Origin of the sequence: Lysobacter alkalisoli (assembly GCF_006547045.1) — a bacterium.
In the GTDB taxonomy this organism is placed as follows: domain Bacteria; phylum Pseudomonadota; class Gammaproteobacteria; order Xanthomonadales; family Xanthomonadaceae; genus Marilutibacter; species Marilutibacter alkalisoli.
This window is the reverse complement of record NZ_CP041242.1, coordinates 2700107-2714991: the sequence shown is the minus strand read 5'-3', so window position 1 is coordinate 2714991 and position 14885 is coordinate 2700107. Positions and strand designations below refer to the sequence as shown.

Genomic DNA, 14885 nt, shown 5'->3' with positions numbered 1-14885 from the left:
GTGCCGGAGGCCGATGGCTGGAGCGCCTGGCCGGCGCCGGCCAAGCTCAACCTGTTCCTGCACATCACCGGCCGTCGGGCCGATGGATACCACCTGCTGCAAACCGTGTTCCGTCTGCTCGACTGGGGCGACACCATCTATCTGCGTCCACGCGCCGACGGCCGCATCGTCCGCCATGGCGATTCCGTGCCGGGCGTGCCCGAAGCCGATGACCTGACGGTACGGGCGGCAAAATTGCTGCAAAAATCTGCTAAATGCAAGCAAGGTGCAGACATCCGCATCGAAAAGCGTATTCCTGCAGGCGGCGGGTTCGGCGGGGGCTCGACCGATGCCGCGACCGTGCTGATGGCCCTCGATGCGCTGTGGGGGACGGGCCTGGGTGGCGACATGCTGGAGCCGCTGGGCCTGCAACTGGGCGCCGATGTGCCGGTTTTCGTGCGTGGCCGCAATGCCTGGGCGGAGGGAGTGGGGGAGCAACTGACCCCTCTTGATCTGCCGGCAGCGGCCTACCTGCTTGTCGCTCCCGGTGTGCATGCGCCGACCGCCGAGCTTTACCGGTCCCCGGAATTGACGCGCGATGCGGCTCCCGCGACAATATCGGACTTCGTTTCGGGTGCTCCGCTCGGTAATGTGTTCGAGCCGGTGCTGCGCGCGCGCGAGGCGGCCGTGGAGGCCGTGTTCGGGGCGCTGTCGCAGGTCGGTCCGCCGCACTTGACCGGGTCGGGCAGCGGCTGCTTCGTCGAGTTCGACTCTCTCGGGTCGGCCGAGGCGGCAGCCGGGCGGGTCAGGTCGCTGCTGCCTGCGGGCATGCAGGTCTGGACCGCTGCTGGCGCGGCACGTTCGCCGTTGCTGGGCGCACTCGAGCGATGGGAGAGTGGAGAGGAGTGAGAAAGAGTGAAGCCTGCATTTCTCTCTTTTCTCACTCCTCTCCACTCTCCACTTGATCCCCAGGGGCGTCGCCAAGTGGCCTAAGGCACCGGGTTTTGATCCCGGCATTCGCAGGTTCGAATCCTGCCGCCCCTGCCAGTTCCACCCGCTACGGGCCGGTCTTGCCCGCATGCCTGGCCTTGTGGTCAAGCGTCCTGCAGTTCAACGCCCAACTGTTCAACGAACACCCAATCGCCGGAGTCCGATCGTGCAACCCGACCGCAACTTGCTGGTGTTCAGCGGCAACGCCAACCGCCCGCTTGCCGAGACCGTGTGCAAGGAGCTTGGCATTCGCCTCGGCAAGGCCCTGGTGGGTCGCTTCTCCGATGGCGAGGTGCAGGTCGAGATCGAGGAGAACGTTCGCCGCCAGGAAGTGTTCGTGATCCAACCGACCTGCGCGCCGAGCGCGGAGAATCTGGTCGAGTTGCTGGTGCTGATCGACGCGCTCAAGCGCGCGTCGGCGTCCACTGTCACCGCGGTGGTGCCGTACTTCGGCTATGCCCGCCAGGACCGCCGCCCGCGCTCCTCGCGCGTGCCGATCACGGCCAAGGTCGCGGCCAGCATGTTCAGCGCGGTAGGCACGGACCGGGTGCTGACCGTGGACCTGCACGCCGACCAGATCCAGGGCTTCTTCGACCTGCCGGTCGACAACGTATATGCCTCGCCGCTGCTGCTGGCCGACATCTGGCGCGCGCATGGTACCGACAACCTGATCGTGGTCAGTCCGGACGTCGGCGGTGTGGTCCGCGCCCGTGCGATCGCCAAGCGCCTCGACGACGCCGACCTGGCGATCATCGACAAGCGCCGTCCGCGCGCCAACGTCGCCACGGTGATGAACATCATCGGCGACGTCGAGGGCAAGACCTGCGTGCTGGTCGATGACATCGTCGACACCGCCGGCACCCTGTGCGCCGCGGCCAATGCGCTGAAGGCGCAGGGTGCGACCAAGGTGGTCGCCTATTGCACCCACCCGGTACTGTCGGGTGCGGCGATCGACAACGTGACCCGGTCGCAGCTCGACGAACTGGTGGTGACCGACACCATTCCGCTCACCGAGGCGGCGCGTGCTACCGGCCGGATCCGCCAGCTCAGCGTCGCCGAGCTGTTGGCCGAGACGATCCGTCGCATCGCGTTCGGCGAATCGGTCAGTTCGCTTTACGTGGATTGACGAACAGCAAGCGGCGAAGGGTGGAGTCAGCGACTTCACCCTTCGCCACAACGACTCTCCTGGTCGCGGGGGAGTTGCCAAACCGCCGCGAGGCGGTATCAACGTTGTAAATGTGAGTGAAGAAAATGTCCGAACACAGCCTCCAGGCCAGCAGCCGCAACGATGAAGGGAAGGGTGCGAGCCGCCGCCTTCGTCATGCGTCCGTGATCCCTGCCATCGTCTACGGCGGCAAGTCCGCGCCGAAGTCCATCCAGCTCGACCACGAGAAGATCTGGCTCGCCAGCCAGCACGAGTGGTTCTACTCCTCGATCATCGACCTCGAGATCGACGGCAAGTCCGAGCAGGTCCTGCTGCGTGACATGCAGCGCCACCCGTACAAGCAGTTGATCATGCACCTGGACTTCCAGCGCGTGACCGCTGGTCAGGCGCTGCGCACCCGCGTGCCGCTGCACTTCATCCACGAGGACAAGTCGCCGGCCGGCAAGGCAGCCGACGTGGTCGTCACCCACGAGATGAACGAGGTCGAGATCAGCTGCCTGCCGAAGAACCTGCCGGAGTTCATCGAGGTCGACCTGTCCGAGCTGGCCCTGGGCCAGACCATCCACCTGTCCGAGATCAAGCTGCCCAAGGGCGTCGAGATCCCCGAGCTGAAGCTCGGCAAGGAGCACGACGTCGCCGTGGTCGTGGCCCGCGCCGGTCGTGTCGAGGTCGAGGAAGCTTCGGACGAGGAGGCTTCGGCCGAGGTGCCGGCAGCCAAGGTCGAGAAGGACCAGGAGTAATCGCGTTCCGTCCGCGAGCCCGTGCATGCGGGCCCGCGGCTGGCGCGGACTGCTTCGATCCGAACCGATGGCCGGCGTACGCCTCATCGTCGGGCTGGGCAACCCCGGTCCCGAACACATCCGGACCCGGCACAACGCCGGGTTCTGGTTTGTTGACGCCTTGGCAGAGAGGTTTGGCGGGCGTTTCAATGTCGATTCCAAGCTGTTCGGCTCGACCTGCAGGGTCGAGATCGCCGGGCAGCCGGTCTGGCTGCTCAAGCCGGCCACGTTCATGAACCTGTCCGGCAAGTCGGTGGTTGCGGCGCTGAGGTTCTGGAAGCTGGAGCCGGAGCAGGCCCTGCTCGCGCACGACGAGCTCGACCTGCCGCCGGGTACCGTGCGGCTCAAGTTCGATGGTGGGCATGGTGGGCAGAACGGCCTGCGCGACACCATGCGCCTGATCGGGCACGGCGGTTTTCACCGGCTTCGCGTCGGCATCGGCCATCCCGGGCACAGGGACCGGGTGACCCCGTGGGTGCTCGGCCGCGCGAGTGGCGATGACGAAACCCTGATCCTGCGTGCGATCGACGATGCCATCGACGTGATGCCGCTGGCCGTGCAGGGCAACTTCATGGATGCGATGACGCGTCTGCACACTCCGAAGGGGGCTGGGGCTAGGGACTGGGGGCTGGCGACGTGTCAGCCCCCAGTCCCCAGATCCTAGACCCGAGGTTTCTCCATGGGCATCAAATGCGGCATCGTCGGGCTGCCGAACGTCGGCAAGTCGACCCTTTTCAATGCCTTGACCAAGGCCGGTATCGCGGCGGCCAACTTCCCGTTCTGCACCATCGAGCCGAACGTCGGCGTGGTGCCCGTGCCCGATTCGCGCCTGAACGCGCTGTCGGAGATCGTCAAGCCACAGAAGTGCATCCCGACCGCGATGGAGTTCGTCGACATCGCCGGCCTGGTGGCCGGTGCGGCCAAGGGTGAGGGGTTGGGCAACAAGTTCCTCGCCCACATCCGCGAGGTCGATGCGATCGCGCATGTGGTTCGCTGCTTCGAGCATGGCGACGTCGTCCACGTCGCCGGCAAGGTCGACCCGATCTCGGACATCGACACCATCGATACCGAGCTGGCCCTGGCCGACCTGGAGTCGGTCGAAAAGGCCTTGCAGCGCGCCGAGCGCAATGCCAAGTCCGGCGACAAGGATGCCAAGGCTCGCGTCGAGGTGCTGGGGCGGATCCGTGAAGGTCTGGACGCCGGCCGACCGGCCCGCGCGCTGGACCTGTCCGAGGACGATCTGGTCGCAGTGCGCGATCTGTTCCTGCTCACCCTCAAGCCGGTCATGTACGTGGCCAACGTGCTCGAGGACGGTTTCGAGAACAACCCGTATCTGGATGCCGTGCGCGCGCGCGCGACCGGTGAGGGTGCCGAGGTGGTGCCGGTTTCCGCGGCGATCGAGGAGGAGCTGAGCCAGCTCGACGACGAAGATCGCGATGCGTTTCTGACCGATCTGGGCCTCGACGAGCCCGGCCTGAACCGGGTGATCCGTGCTGCCTATACCCTGCTGGGCCTGCAGACCTATTTCACCGCCGGCGTCAAGGAAGTGCGTGCATGGACCGTGAAGAAGGGCGCTACCGCACCGCAGGCCGCTGCAGTGATCCATACCGATTTCGAGAAGGGCTTCATCCGTGCCGAGACCATCGCCTATGACGACTTCATCCGCTGCAGGGCGAGGCCGGTGCACGCGAGGCCGGCCGGATGCGGCTGGAAGGCAAGGAGTACAGGGTCCAGGAAGGCGATGTCCTGCACTTCCGTTTCAACGTCTGAGCGCCGTCTTTCGCCCTGGTGCGGGTCGCGTGGCGGCGGCGATCAAAAAAATCTCGTCCGGTCTGCAATTGTGCATTGACAACCGCAGCTGCCAGCGCCAGAATTGCGGGCTCTTTTGGAGGGATACCCAAGCGGCCAACGGGGGCAGACTGTAAATCTGCTGGCTTACGCCTTCGGTGGTTCGAATCCACCTCCCTCCACCAGATTCCATCCCCGTCCAGGCGATGGAAGGAGAAAGCAAGACCCCGTGGCCTTACCAGCCCCGGGTGCGGTACCCAAGCAGGGTCGTCCGGCGCGGGAGTAGTTCAATGGTAGAACCTCAGCCTTCCAAGCTGATGGTGCGGGTTCGATTCCCGTCTCCCGCTCCATTGCTGCAACGCGCCACCTGCTGGAACAACCTGCTCACGTAGCTCAGTCGGTAGAGCACCTCCTTGGTAAGGAGGAGGTCGCTGGTTCGATTCCAGTCGTGAGCACCATCATTCGTCGCGGGTCCATTCGCGAAGAACCCGGCCCTCCGTGGCCGGACTTTCCACGAAAAGCGGTAATCCACTGCACAACGTCAGCGAGATACACAGTCATGGCTAAAGAAAAGTTCGAGCGCACCAAGCCGCACGTGAACGTCGGCACGATCGGCCACGTGGACCACGGCAAGACCACGCTGACGGCGGCCCTGACGAAGGTGGGCGCGGAGCGTTTCGGCGGTGAGTTCAAGGCATACGACGCGATCGACGCGGCGCCGGAAGAGAAGGCGCGCGGGATCACGATCTCGACCGCGCACGTGGAGTACGAGTCCCCGACGCGCCACTACGCGCACGTGGACTGCCCGGGCCACGCCGACTACGTGAAGAACATGATCACGGGTGCGGCGCAGATGGACGGCGCGATCCTGGTGTGCTCGGCCGCGGACGGCCCGATGCCGCAGACCCGCGAGCACATCCTTCTGGCGCGTCAGGTCGGTGTGCCGTACATCGTGGTGTTCCTGAACAAGGCCGACATGGTGGACGACGCCGAGCTGCTGGAGCTGGTGGAGATGGAAGTCCGCGAGCTGCTGAGCAAGTACGACTTCCCGGGCGACGACACCCCGATCATCCACGGTTCGGCGCTCAAGGCGCTTGAAGGCGATCAGTCGGAGATTGGCGTGCCGGCGATCCTGAAGCTGGTGGAGGCGCTCGACAGCTACATTCCGGAGCCGGAGCGCGACATCGACAAGGCGTTCCTGATGCCGGTCGAGGACGTGTTCTCGATTTCGGGTCGCGGCACGGTGGTGACCGGTCGTATCGAGCGCGGCATCATCAAGGTGGGCGACGAGATCGAGATCGTCGGCATCCGTCCGACCACCAAGACCACGGTGACCGGCGTTGAGATGTTCCGCAAGCTGCTGGACCAGGGCCAGGCGGGCGACAACGCGGGCCTGCTGCTGCGCGGCACCAAGCGTGACGAGGTCGAGCGTGGCCAGGTGCTGTGCAAGCCCGGTTCGATCGCGCCGCACACCGACTTCGAGGCCGAGGTGTACGTGCTGTCGAAGGACGAGGGTGGCCGTCACACGCCGTTCTTCAAGGGTTACCGTCCGCAGTTCTACTTCCGCACCACGGACATCACCGGCGCGGTGACGCTGCCGGAGGGTGTGGAGATGGTGATGCCGGGCGACAACGTGAAGATGGCGGTGCAGCTGATCAACCCGGTGGCGATGGACGAGGGCCTGCGCTTCGCGATCCGCGAAGGCGGCCGTACCGTCGGCGCCGGCGTCGTTGCCAAGATCCTGAAGTAATCGGCAAGAAGGGTGAGGTCGCGCCTGGTGGGCGCTGCGAAGGAAAGGGGTAGACTCCTTGCAGGCGGCATGCCTGCCAATTCGCAGCCGCACAGCGGCGATTTCACCGCAGCGAGGCGGGCCGAAACTTCGGTCCGCCTTCGCCGTCTAAGAAAGTTCGATGGCCGCAAGGTCGAAAATCTACGCCAGTAGCTCAATTGGCAGAGCAGCGGTCTCCAAAACCGCAGGTTGGGGGTTCGAGTCCCTCCTGGCGTGCCACACAATGATGGGTCCGTGTACGGACCTGCGAAGAGCCGGATGAACAGCAAGCTCGAACAACACAACACCGCCAGTGCCGGTGACATCATGAAGTACGTGCTGGCCGTGGCGCTGGTGGCGGCAGGTGTGTTCGGTTACATCTGGTTCGAGCACTGGGCTGGCGCCCTGCGCGCTTTGCTGGTGGTGGCGGGCCTGGTGGCCGCGGTAGGCGTATTCTTCACCAGCGGCAAGGGTCACCAGACCCGTGAGTTCCTGGCGGAGTCGCGCTTCGAGTTGCGCAAGGTCGTCTGGCCGACCCGTCAGGAGGCATTGCGCACGACCTGGATCGTGATCATTGCGGTGATCGTGCTGAGCCTGATCCTGGCCGGCTTCGACGTCGTGATCCAGTTTGTGGTCAAGTCAATTTTGGGACGCTGAGCAGATGACGGAGAACAACAAGCGCTGGTATGTGGTCCACGCCTACTCGGGATTCGAGAAGTCGGTGGCCCAGGCGCTGCGTGACCGTATCGCGCGCGCCGAGATGGGCGACCGCTTCGGCGACGTGCTGGTGCCTACCGAGGAAGTGATCGAGATGCGCTCCGGCCAGAAACGCCGTTCCGAGCGCAAGTTCTTCCCGGGTTACGTGCTGGTGCAGATCGCCACCCACGACGAGAGCGGGATTCCGCGGATCGACAGCGAATGCTGGCATCTGATCAAGGAAACCCCAAAGGTCATGGGCTTCATTGGTGGTACCGCCGATCGTCCTTTGCCGATCGCCGATCACGAAGCCGACGCGATCCTGAATCGCGTTCAGGAAGGCGTGGCGAAACCGAAGCCGAAGGTGTTGTTCGAAGCTGGCGAGATGGTCCGCGTCATCGATGGGCCGTTCAACGACTTCAACGGTGTGGTCGAGGAGATCAACTACGAGAAGAGCCGCCTGCGCGTCTCGGTTCTGATCTTCGGCCGCTCGACCCCGGTCGAACTGGAATTCGGACAGGTCGAGAAGGCCTGATTCCAGCGAACTCCCCCAGCAGGGCGGGAATCTGTTACCATAGCCGGCTCGCTGCCCCTCAGGCGCGAGCCAAATTGAAAGTCCGGCCGCCCCATGGCGGCCGTCGGCGTGTCGGCGGAGCTTCGTTGCCCGCCTTCGTGGCCGGGGTGTGAAGGCCTGCCAGGGCCTTGGATTTTACGTGAAGCCGGGACACGCGACCCTCCCGGCCCGATGGGGAGCCTGAGACCCAGGCGCTGGTACCCGGAGAGCAAAGCAATGGCAAAGAAAGTAATCGGCTACATCAAGCTGCAGGTCAAGGCCGGCCAGGCCAATCCGTCGCCACCGGTGGGCCCGGCCCTCGGCCAGCGCGGCCTCAACATCATGGAGTTCTGCAAGGCCTTCAATGCCGCCACGCAGAAGCTGGAGCCGGGCCTCCCGATTCCGACCGTGATCACCGCCTATTCAGACCGCACCTTCACCTTCATCACCAAGACGCCGCCGGCGTCGATCCTGCTGAAGAAGGCCGTCGGCATCCAGTCCGGCTCCAAGCGCCCGAACACCGAGAAGGTGGGCAAGGTCACCCGTGCCCAGCTGGAAGAGATCGCCAAGGCCAAGGAGCCTGACCTGACTGCGGCCGACCTGGACGCCGCCGTCCGTACGATCGCGGGCTCGGCCCGTTCCATGGGCCTGGTGGTGGAGGGTTAAGACAATGACAATGACCAAGCGCGAAAAGGCCATCAAGGCTGCCGTCGTCCCGGGCAAGGCATACGCCTTCGACGACGCGATCAAGATCATCAAGACCGCCACCAAGGCCAAGTTCGTCGAGTCTGTCGACGTGGCCGTGCGTCTCGGCGTGGATGCGAAGAAGTCCGACCAGCAGGTCCGCGGCTCGACCGTACTGCCTGCCGGTACCGGCAAGTCGGTCCGTGTGGCCGTGTTCGCCCCGGCGGGTGCCAAGACCGAAGAAGCCCTGGCCGCCGGTGCCGACATCGTCGGCATGGACGATCTGGCCGAGAAGATGCAGGCCGGCGACCTGAACTATGACGTCGTGATCGCGACCCCGGATGCCATGCGTGTCGTCGGCAAGCTGGGCCAGCTGCTCGGTCCGCGCGGCCTGATGCCGAACCCGAAGGTCGGCACCGTGTCCCCGAACCCGGGCGAGGCGGTGAAGAACGCCAAGGGTGGACAGGTCCGCTACCGCACCGACAAGGCCGGCATCATCCACTGCACGATCGGCAAGGCCGACTTCGACGACGGCTCGCTGAAGGGCAACCTGGAGGCGCTGCTGGCCGACCTGATCAAGGCCAAGCCGGCGACCGCCAAGGGCCAGTACCTGCAGAAGGTGTCGATCAGCTCGACGATGGGTCCGGGCGTCACCGTCGACCAGTCGTCGCTGTCACTGAAATAACAGGAATGAGTGGAGAGAAGTGAGTAAAGAGCAAAGGCTGTTTCTGCTCACCACTCGCTCCTCGACACTCTTCACACGATTTTGAGGGCGTCGCAAAGGCTTTGGCCGGCGCGATGGCCGTCAAAGACCGCAGGCGCGGTCAGCGCACATCGAAGGCGGGCATGGAGTCGTACCGGCAAGGAGTCGCCAACGATGGAAGCGGGGTCGCTTAATCCAGTCCCGTAAGGGGCAGGGCCTGCGTAGATGGTTGCCGCCCTTCAGAGATTCTGGAAACGGCTGCCAACAGGAACGCCAACCCGGCGTTCCCGGCATCGGGCCAAACGATGCCGACAGGACCGCCACGCGCGATGTTGCGCGCGGCGGAATCGAAGTACGGAGGAGTGCAATGGCTCTCAATCTGACACAGAAGCAGGAAGTCGTTGCCGAACTGGCCGAAGTCGCCACCAAGGCGCATTCGCTGGTCGCTTCGGAGTACCTGGGTCTCACGGCAGGTCAGTTGACCGACCTGCGCAAGAAGGCTCGTGAATCGGGCGTGTTCCTGAAGGTTGCGAAGAACACGCTGGTTTCCCGCGCGGTGGAGAACACCGACTATGCGGTCGTCCAGGACGACCTGGTCGGTCCGCTGATGTATGCCTTCTCGCAGGAAGACCCCGGTGCGGCCGGACGTCTGATCAAGGAGTTCGCCAAGGCGAACGACAAGCTGAAGCCGCGCATCGTCGCGATCGGCGGACAGAAGTACCCGGGCACCCATGTGGATGTCCTGGCTTCGCTGCCGACCCGTGAGGAAGCGTTGTCGATGCTGCTCAGCGTCATGGTCCAGCCCGCCACCCAGCTGGTCCGCTTGCTCAGCGAACCGGCCTCGCAGGTCACCCGCGTCATCAACGCGGCCGGCCAGGCGAAGGCGGCCTAAGCCCAACAGTTCGGTTTCGAAATCCGAAACCCAAGTCGTTTCCAAACTATTTAACAGAGGTAAACACAATGTCCCTGTCCAACGAGCAGATCATCGAAGCGATCGCCGGCAAGACCCTCGTCGAGGTGATGGAGCTGGTGAAGGCGATGGAAGAGAAGTTCGGCGTTTCCGCCGCCGCTCCGGTTGCCGTGGCTGCCGCCCCGGCCGCCGGTGGCGCCGCCGCTGCCGAGGAGCAGACCGAGTTCACCGTCGTGCTGAAGGCCGCCGGCGAGAAGAAGGTCGAAGCCATCAAGGTCGTCCGCGCCATCACCGGCCTGGGCCTGAAGGAAGCCAAGGACCTGGTCGAAGGCGCCCCGAAGGACGTGAAGGAAGGCGTGTCGAAGGAAGAGGCCGAGAAGCTGAAGAAGGATCTCGAGGCCGCCGGCGCGACCGTCGAGCTGAAGTAAGCAGTATTGCGTCGCCGGCCACAACTGGCGACCACCCGAGGCTGGGGGCGAAAGCCCCCGGCCTTTGGCCGTTGTTAGGCGGTCCCGAACGAGTTGGCAGTTGGAAGTAGCGGGAGAGGGCGTGCTGGTGCCGGCAATACCAGCGACTTCCAACTGGCAGTTCCATCGGAACCCCGATGTACGGGGTTCCGGCCACATCATCCCCCAGGGTCGCGGACGCGCGGCCCGCAGAAAAGTCGAGGCGGTAGCTCACCATGACCACAGCTTCTACGTCGTATTCGTTCACCGAGAAGAAGCGCATCCGCAAGGATTTCGGCAAGCGCAAGTCGATCCTTGAGGTCCCGTTCCTGCTCGCGATCCAGGTCGATTCCTATCGCGGATTCCTGCAGGAGCACATCGCTTGGGACAAGCGCGAGGACAAGGGCCTGCACGCCGCGCTGAAGTCGGTGTTCCCGATCGCCAGCTATAGCGGCAATGCCGCGCTGGAGTACGTGGGCTACAAACTCGGCGACCCGCCGTTCGACGAGCGCGAGTGCCGCAACCGCGGCCTGAGCTACGGCGCCCCGCTGCGCGTGACCGTGCGCCTGGTCATCTACGACCGCGAGTCGTCGACCAAGGCGATCAAGTACGTGAAGGAGCAGGAGGTCTACATGGGCGAGATCCCGCTCATGACCGACAACGGCACCTTCATCGTCAACGGCACCGAGCGCGTCATCGTCTCGCAGCTGCACCGTTCGCCGGGCGTGTTCTTCGACCACGACCGTGGCAAGACCCACAGCTCGGGCAAGCTGCTGTACAGCGCCCGCATCATTCCCTACCGCGGCTCCTGGCTGGACTTCGAGTTCGACCCGAAGGATGGCCTGTTCACCCGTATCGACCGTCGCCGCAAGCTGCCGGTCACGATCCTGCTGCGCGCCCTGGGCTACAACAACGAGGAGATGCTGGCCGAGTTCTTCGAGGTCAACACCTTCCATATCGAGCCGGAAGAGGGCGTCCAGCTGGAACTGGTGCCCGAGCGCCTGCGTGGCGAGACCCTGGACTTCGACCTGGCCGACGGCGACAACGTGATCGTCGAAGCCGGGCGCCGCATCACCGCGCGGCATGTCAAGCAGCTCGAGGCTTCCGGCATCGAGGCGCTGGCCGTGCCCGACGCCTACCTGGTCGGTCGCATCCTCTCGCACGACGTCGTCGACACCTCTACCGGCGAGTTGATCGCCTCGGCCAACGACGAGATCACCGAGGAGCAGCTGGAGCTGTTCCGCAAGGCCGGCATCGAGACCGTCGGCACGATCTGGGTCAACGACCTCGACCGTGGCCCGTACATCTCCAACACCCTGCGCATCGACCCGTCCAAGACCCAGCTCGAGGCTCTGGTCGAGATCTATCGAATGATGCGCCCGGGCGAGCCGCCGACCAAGGATGCCGCCCAGAACCTGTTCCACAACCTGTTCTTCACGTTTGAGCGCTACGACCTGTCGGCCGTGGGCCGGATGAAGTTCAACCGTCGCATCGGTCGCAAGGAGACCGTGGGCGCCTCGGTGCTTTACGACGCCAAGTACTACGCCGACCGCAAGGACGAGGAGTCCAAGCGTCTGGTCAAGGAGTGCGGCGATTCGTCCGACATCCTCGACGTGATCAAGGTCCTGACCGAGATCCGCAACGGTCGTGGCGTGGTCGACGATATCGACCACCTGGGCAACCGTCGCGTGCGTTCGGTCGGCGAGATGGCCGAGAACGTGTTCCGCGTGGGCCTGGTCCGCGTCGAGCGGGCGGTCAAGGAACGCCTGTCGATGGCCGAGTCCGAGGGCCTGACCCCGCAGGAACTGATCAACGCCAAGCCGGTCGCGGCCGCGATCAAGGAGTTCTTCGGCTCCTCGCAGCTGTCGCAGTTCATGGACCAGAACAACCCGCTGTCGGAGGTCACCCACAAGCGCCGCGTCTCCGCGCTCGGCCCGGGCGGCCTGACCCGCGAGCGCGCCGGTTTCGAGGTGCGCGACGTGCATCCGACCCACTACGGTCGCGTCTGCACCATCGAAACGCCGGAAGGCCCGAACATCGGCCTGATCAACTCGCTGGCGGTGTTCGCCCGCACCAACCGATACGGCTTCCTGGAGACGCCGTACCGCAAGGTCGTGGACGGCAAGGTGACCGATGAGATCGAGTACCTGTCGGCGATCGAGGAGAACGAGTACGTCATTGCGCAGGCCAACGCCGAGCAGGACGAAAAGGGCCGCCTGACCGCCCAGTTCGTCGCCTGCCGCCACGCCGGCGAGTCGCTGCTCAAGCCGCCGGCCGAGATCCACTTCATGGACGTCTCGCCGATGCAGACCGTGTCGGTCGCTGCCGCGCTGGTGCCGTTCCTGGAGCACGACGACGCCAACCGTGCGTTGATGGGCGCGAACATGCAGCGTCAGGCCGTGCCGACGCTGCGCTCGCAGAAGCCGCTGGTCGGTACCGGCATCGAGCGCGCGGTCGCGCGCGACTCGGGCGTGACCGTGAATGCGCGTCGTGGTGGTGTGGTCGAGCAGATCGACGCCGGCCGCATCGTGGTCAAGGCCAACGAGGACGAGATTTCCGGCGAAACCGATGCCGGCGTCGACATCTATTCGCTGATCAAGTACACCCGCTCGAACCAGAACACCTGCATCAACCAGCGTCCGCTGGTGACCGTGGGCGACGTGATCGCGCGTGGCGACGTGCTGGCCGACGGTCCTTCGACCGACATCGGCGAGCTGGCCCTGGGCCAGAACATGCTGGTCGCGTTCATGCCGTGGAACGGCTACAACTTCGAGGACTCGATCCTGCTCTCCGAGCGCGTGGTCGAGGAGGACCGTTACACCACGATCCACATCGAGGAACTGACCGCCGTCGCCCGCGACACCAAGCTGGGGCCGGAGGAAATTTCCGCCGACATCCCGAACGTCTCCGAGAGCGCCCTCAACCGCCTCGACGAGTCTGGCGTGGTCTACATCGGCGCCGAGGTGCGTGCCGGCGACATCCTGGTCGGCAAGGTCACGCCGAAGGGCGAGAGTCAGCTGACCCCGGAAGAGAAGCTGCTGCGCGCGATCTTCGGCGAGAAGGCCAGCGACGTGAAGGACAGCTCGCTGCGCGTGCCGCCGGGCATGGACGGCACCGTCATCGACGTGCAGGTGTTCACCCGCGACGGCATCGAGAAAGACAAGCGCGCCAAGCTGATCGAGGAGTCCGAGATCCGCCGCGTCAAGAAGGACTTCGACGACCAGTTCCGCATCCTTGAAGCGGCCATCTACAGCCGCCTGCGCAACCAGCTGATCGGGAAGGTCGCCAACGGCGGCCCCGGCCTGAAGAAGGGCGACACCGTCACCAGCCTGGTGCTGGATGGTCTGTCCAGGAAGGACTGGTTCAGCCTGCGCATGAAGGACGAGGACGCGGTTGAGGCAATCGAGCGCGCCCAGAAGCAGATCGAGGTCCACGAACAGGAGTTCGAGAAGCGCTTCGCCGACAAGCGCGGCAAGATCACCCAGGGTGACGACCTTGCCCCGGGCGTGCTGAAGATGGTCAAGGTGTTCCTGGCGGTGAAGCGCCGGATCCAGCCGGGCGACAAGATGGCCGGCCGTCACGGCAATAAGGGCGTGATCTCCAATATCGTGCCGGTCGAGGACATGCCGTACATGGCCAACGGCGAGACGATCGACATCGTGCTCAATCCGCTGGGCGTGCCGAGCCGCATGAACATCGGCCAGATCCTCGAGGTGCACCTGGGCTGGGCTGCCAAGGGCCTGGGCCGGAAGATCCAGGCGATGATGGAGGCGCAGGCCAAGGTGGCCGAGTTGCGCAAGTTCCTCGACGAGATCTACAACCACGACAGCAAGCTGCGCGAACAGCGCGTCGACCTCAAGCAGTTCTCCGATGAGGAGCTGCTGAAGCTCGCGCGCAACCTCATCGACGGCGTGCCGATGGCGACCCCGGTGTTCGACGGTGCCGCCGAGTCCGAGATCAAGCGGATGCTTGAGCTCGCTGACCTGCCGAGCAGCGGCCAGACACAGCTGTACGACGGCCGCACCGGCGAGGCGTTCGACCGCCATACCACGGTCGGTTACATGCACGTGCTGAAGCTGAACCACCTTGTCGACGACAAGATGCATGCCCGTTCGACTGGCCCGTACTCGCTCGTCACCCAGCAGCCGCTGGGCGGCAAGGCGCAGTTCGGCGGCCAGCGCTTCGGTGAGATGGAAGTCTGGGCGCTGGAAGCCTACGGCGCGGCCTACACCCTGCAGGAAATGCTGACGGTGAAGTCCGACGACGTGCAGGGCCGCAACCAGATGTACAAGAACATCGTCGACGGCGAGTACGAGATGGTGGCCGGCATGCCGGAGTCCTTCAACGTACTGGTGAAGGAAATCCGCTCGCTCGCGATCAACATGGAGCTGGAAGAAGACTGATTGCCGATCGGGCCGGGGCAG

At 64.7% G+C, this 14885-nt stretch carries 12 protein-coding genes, 5 tRNA genes and 1 pseudogene; all 18 read left to right on the top strand.

All coding sequences use genetic code 11. The features are described from left to right. The 18 genes and pseudogenes from ispE to rpoB all read left to right on the top strand — a co-directional run bounded on the left by ispE (nt 1) and on the right by rpoB (nt 14864). Nucleotides 1-888, top strand: a complete 888-nt coding sequence (ispE, locus tag FKV23_RS11940; RefSeq protein WP_141625179.1) for a 4-(cytidine 5'-diphospho)-2-C-methyl-D-erythritol kinase — start codon at nt 1-3, stop codon at nt 886-888. Between the two features lie 61 nt (nt 889-949). Then, nucleotides 950-1026, top strand: a tRNA-Gln gene (locus FKV23_RS11935). 109 nt (nt 1027-1135) lie between these two features. After that, nucleotides 1136-2095 (top strand): ribose-phosphate diphosphokinase, encoded by a 960-nt coding sequence (locus tag FKV23_RS11930; protein WP_167285191.1) that lies wholly within the window; start codon nt 1136-1138, stop codon nt 2093-2095. 125 nt (nt 2096-2220) lie between these two features. Next, the gene (locus tag FKV23_RS11925; RefSeq protein WP_141624041.1) at nt 2221-2874 is read left to right on the top strand and encodes a 50S ribosomal protein L25/general stress protein Ctc; all 654 of its coding nucleotides are present in this window, start codon (nt 2221-2223) and stop codon (nt 2872-2874) included. Nucleotides 2875-2941: 67 nt separating this feature from the next. Then, nucleotides 2942-3577 carry an aminoacyl-tRNA hydrolase gene (gene pth, locus FKV23_RS11920; protein ID WP_141624040.1) on the top strand — a complete coding sequence of 212 codons (636 nt, stop codon included), beginning with the start codon at nt 2942-2944 and terminating at the stop codon, nt 3575-3577. A 15-nt stretch (nt 3578-3592) separates the two neighbouring features. Next, nucleotides 3593-4683, top strand: a pseudogene (gene ychF / locus FKV23_RS11915) (redox-regulated ATPase YchF). 117 nt (nt 4684-4800) lie between these two features. Next, nucleotides 4801-4886: transfer RNA gene (locus FKV23_RS11910), tRNA-Tyr, on the top strand. Nucleotides 4887-4977: 91 nt separating this feature from the next. After that, nucleotides 4978-5051, top strand: a tRNA-Gly gene (locus tag FKV23_RS11905). Nucleotides 5052-5083: 32 nt separating this feature from the next. After that, nucleotides 5084-5159: transfer RNA gene (locus FKV23_RS11900), tRNA-Thr, on the top strand. Between the two features lie 101 nt (nt 5160-5260). Beyond that, nucleotides 5261-6451: an elongation factor Tu gene (gene tuf, locus FKV23_RS11895; protein WP_141624039.1), complete on the top strand. Its 1191-nt coding sequence runs from the start codon at nt 5261-5263 to the stop codon at nt 6449-6451. A 182-nt stretch (nt 6452-6633) separates the two neighbouring features. Continuing rightward, nucleotides 6634-6709: transfer RNA gene (locus tag FKV23_RS11890), tRNA-Trp, on the top strand. A gap of 39 nt (nt 6710-6748) precedes the next feature. Next, complete coding sequence (gene secE, locus FKV23_RS11885; protein ID WP_141624038.1) at nt 6749-7126, top strand: preprotein translocase subunit SecE; 378 nt, start codon at nt 6749-6751, stop codon at nt 7124-7126. A gap of 4 nt (nt 7127-7130) precedes the next feature. Beyond that, a complete protein-coding gene (gene nusG / locus FKV23_RS11880; RefSeq protein ID WP_141624037.1) occupies nt 7131-7700 on the top strand; it encodes a transcription termination/antitermination protein NusG in 570 nt (189 codons plus the stop codon). A 255-nt stretch (nt 7701-7955) separates the two neighbouring features. Beyond that, a complete protein-coding gene (rplK, locus tag FKV23_RS11875) occupies nt 7956-8384 on the top strand; it encodes a 50S ribosomal protein L11 (protein ID WP_141624036.1) in 429 nt (142 codons plus the stop codon). Between the two features lie 4 nt (nt 8385-8388). Further along, nucleotides 8389-9087, top strand: coding sequence for a 50S ribosomal protein L1 (gene rplA / locus FKV23_RS11870; RefSeq protein ID WP_141624035.1), 699 nt, complete (start codon nt 8389-8391; stop codon nt 9085-9087). A 385-nt stretch (nt 9088-9472) separates the two neighbouring features. Next, the gene (rplJ, locus tag FKV23_RS11865) at nt 9473-9997 is read left to right on the top strand and encodes a 50S ribosomal protein L10 (RefSeq protein WP_141624034.1); all 525 of its coding nucleotides are present in this window, start codon (nt 9473-9475) and stop codon (nt 9995-9997) included. Nucleotides 9998-10065: 68 nt separating this feature from the next. Beyond that, nucleotides 10066-10443, top strand: a complete 378-nt coding sequence (gene rplL / locus FKV23_RS11860; protein WP_141624033.1) for a 50S ribosomal protein L7/L12 — start codon at nt 10066-10068, stop codon at nt 10441-10443. A gap of 254 nt (nt 10444-10697) precedes the next feature. Then, nucleotides 10698-14864, top strand: a complete 4167-nt coding sequence (rpoB, locus tag FKV23_RS11855) for a DNA-directed RNA polymerase subunit beta (RefSeq protein ID WP_141624032.1) — start codon at nt 10698-10700, stop codon at nt 14862-14864. Nucleotides 14865-14885 lie beyond the last annotated feature (21 nt).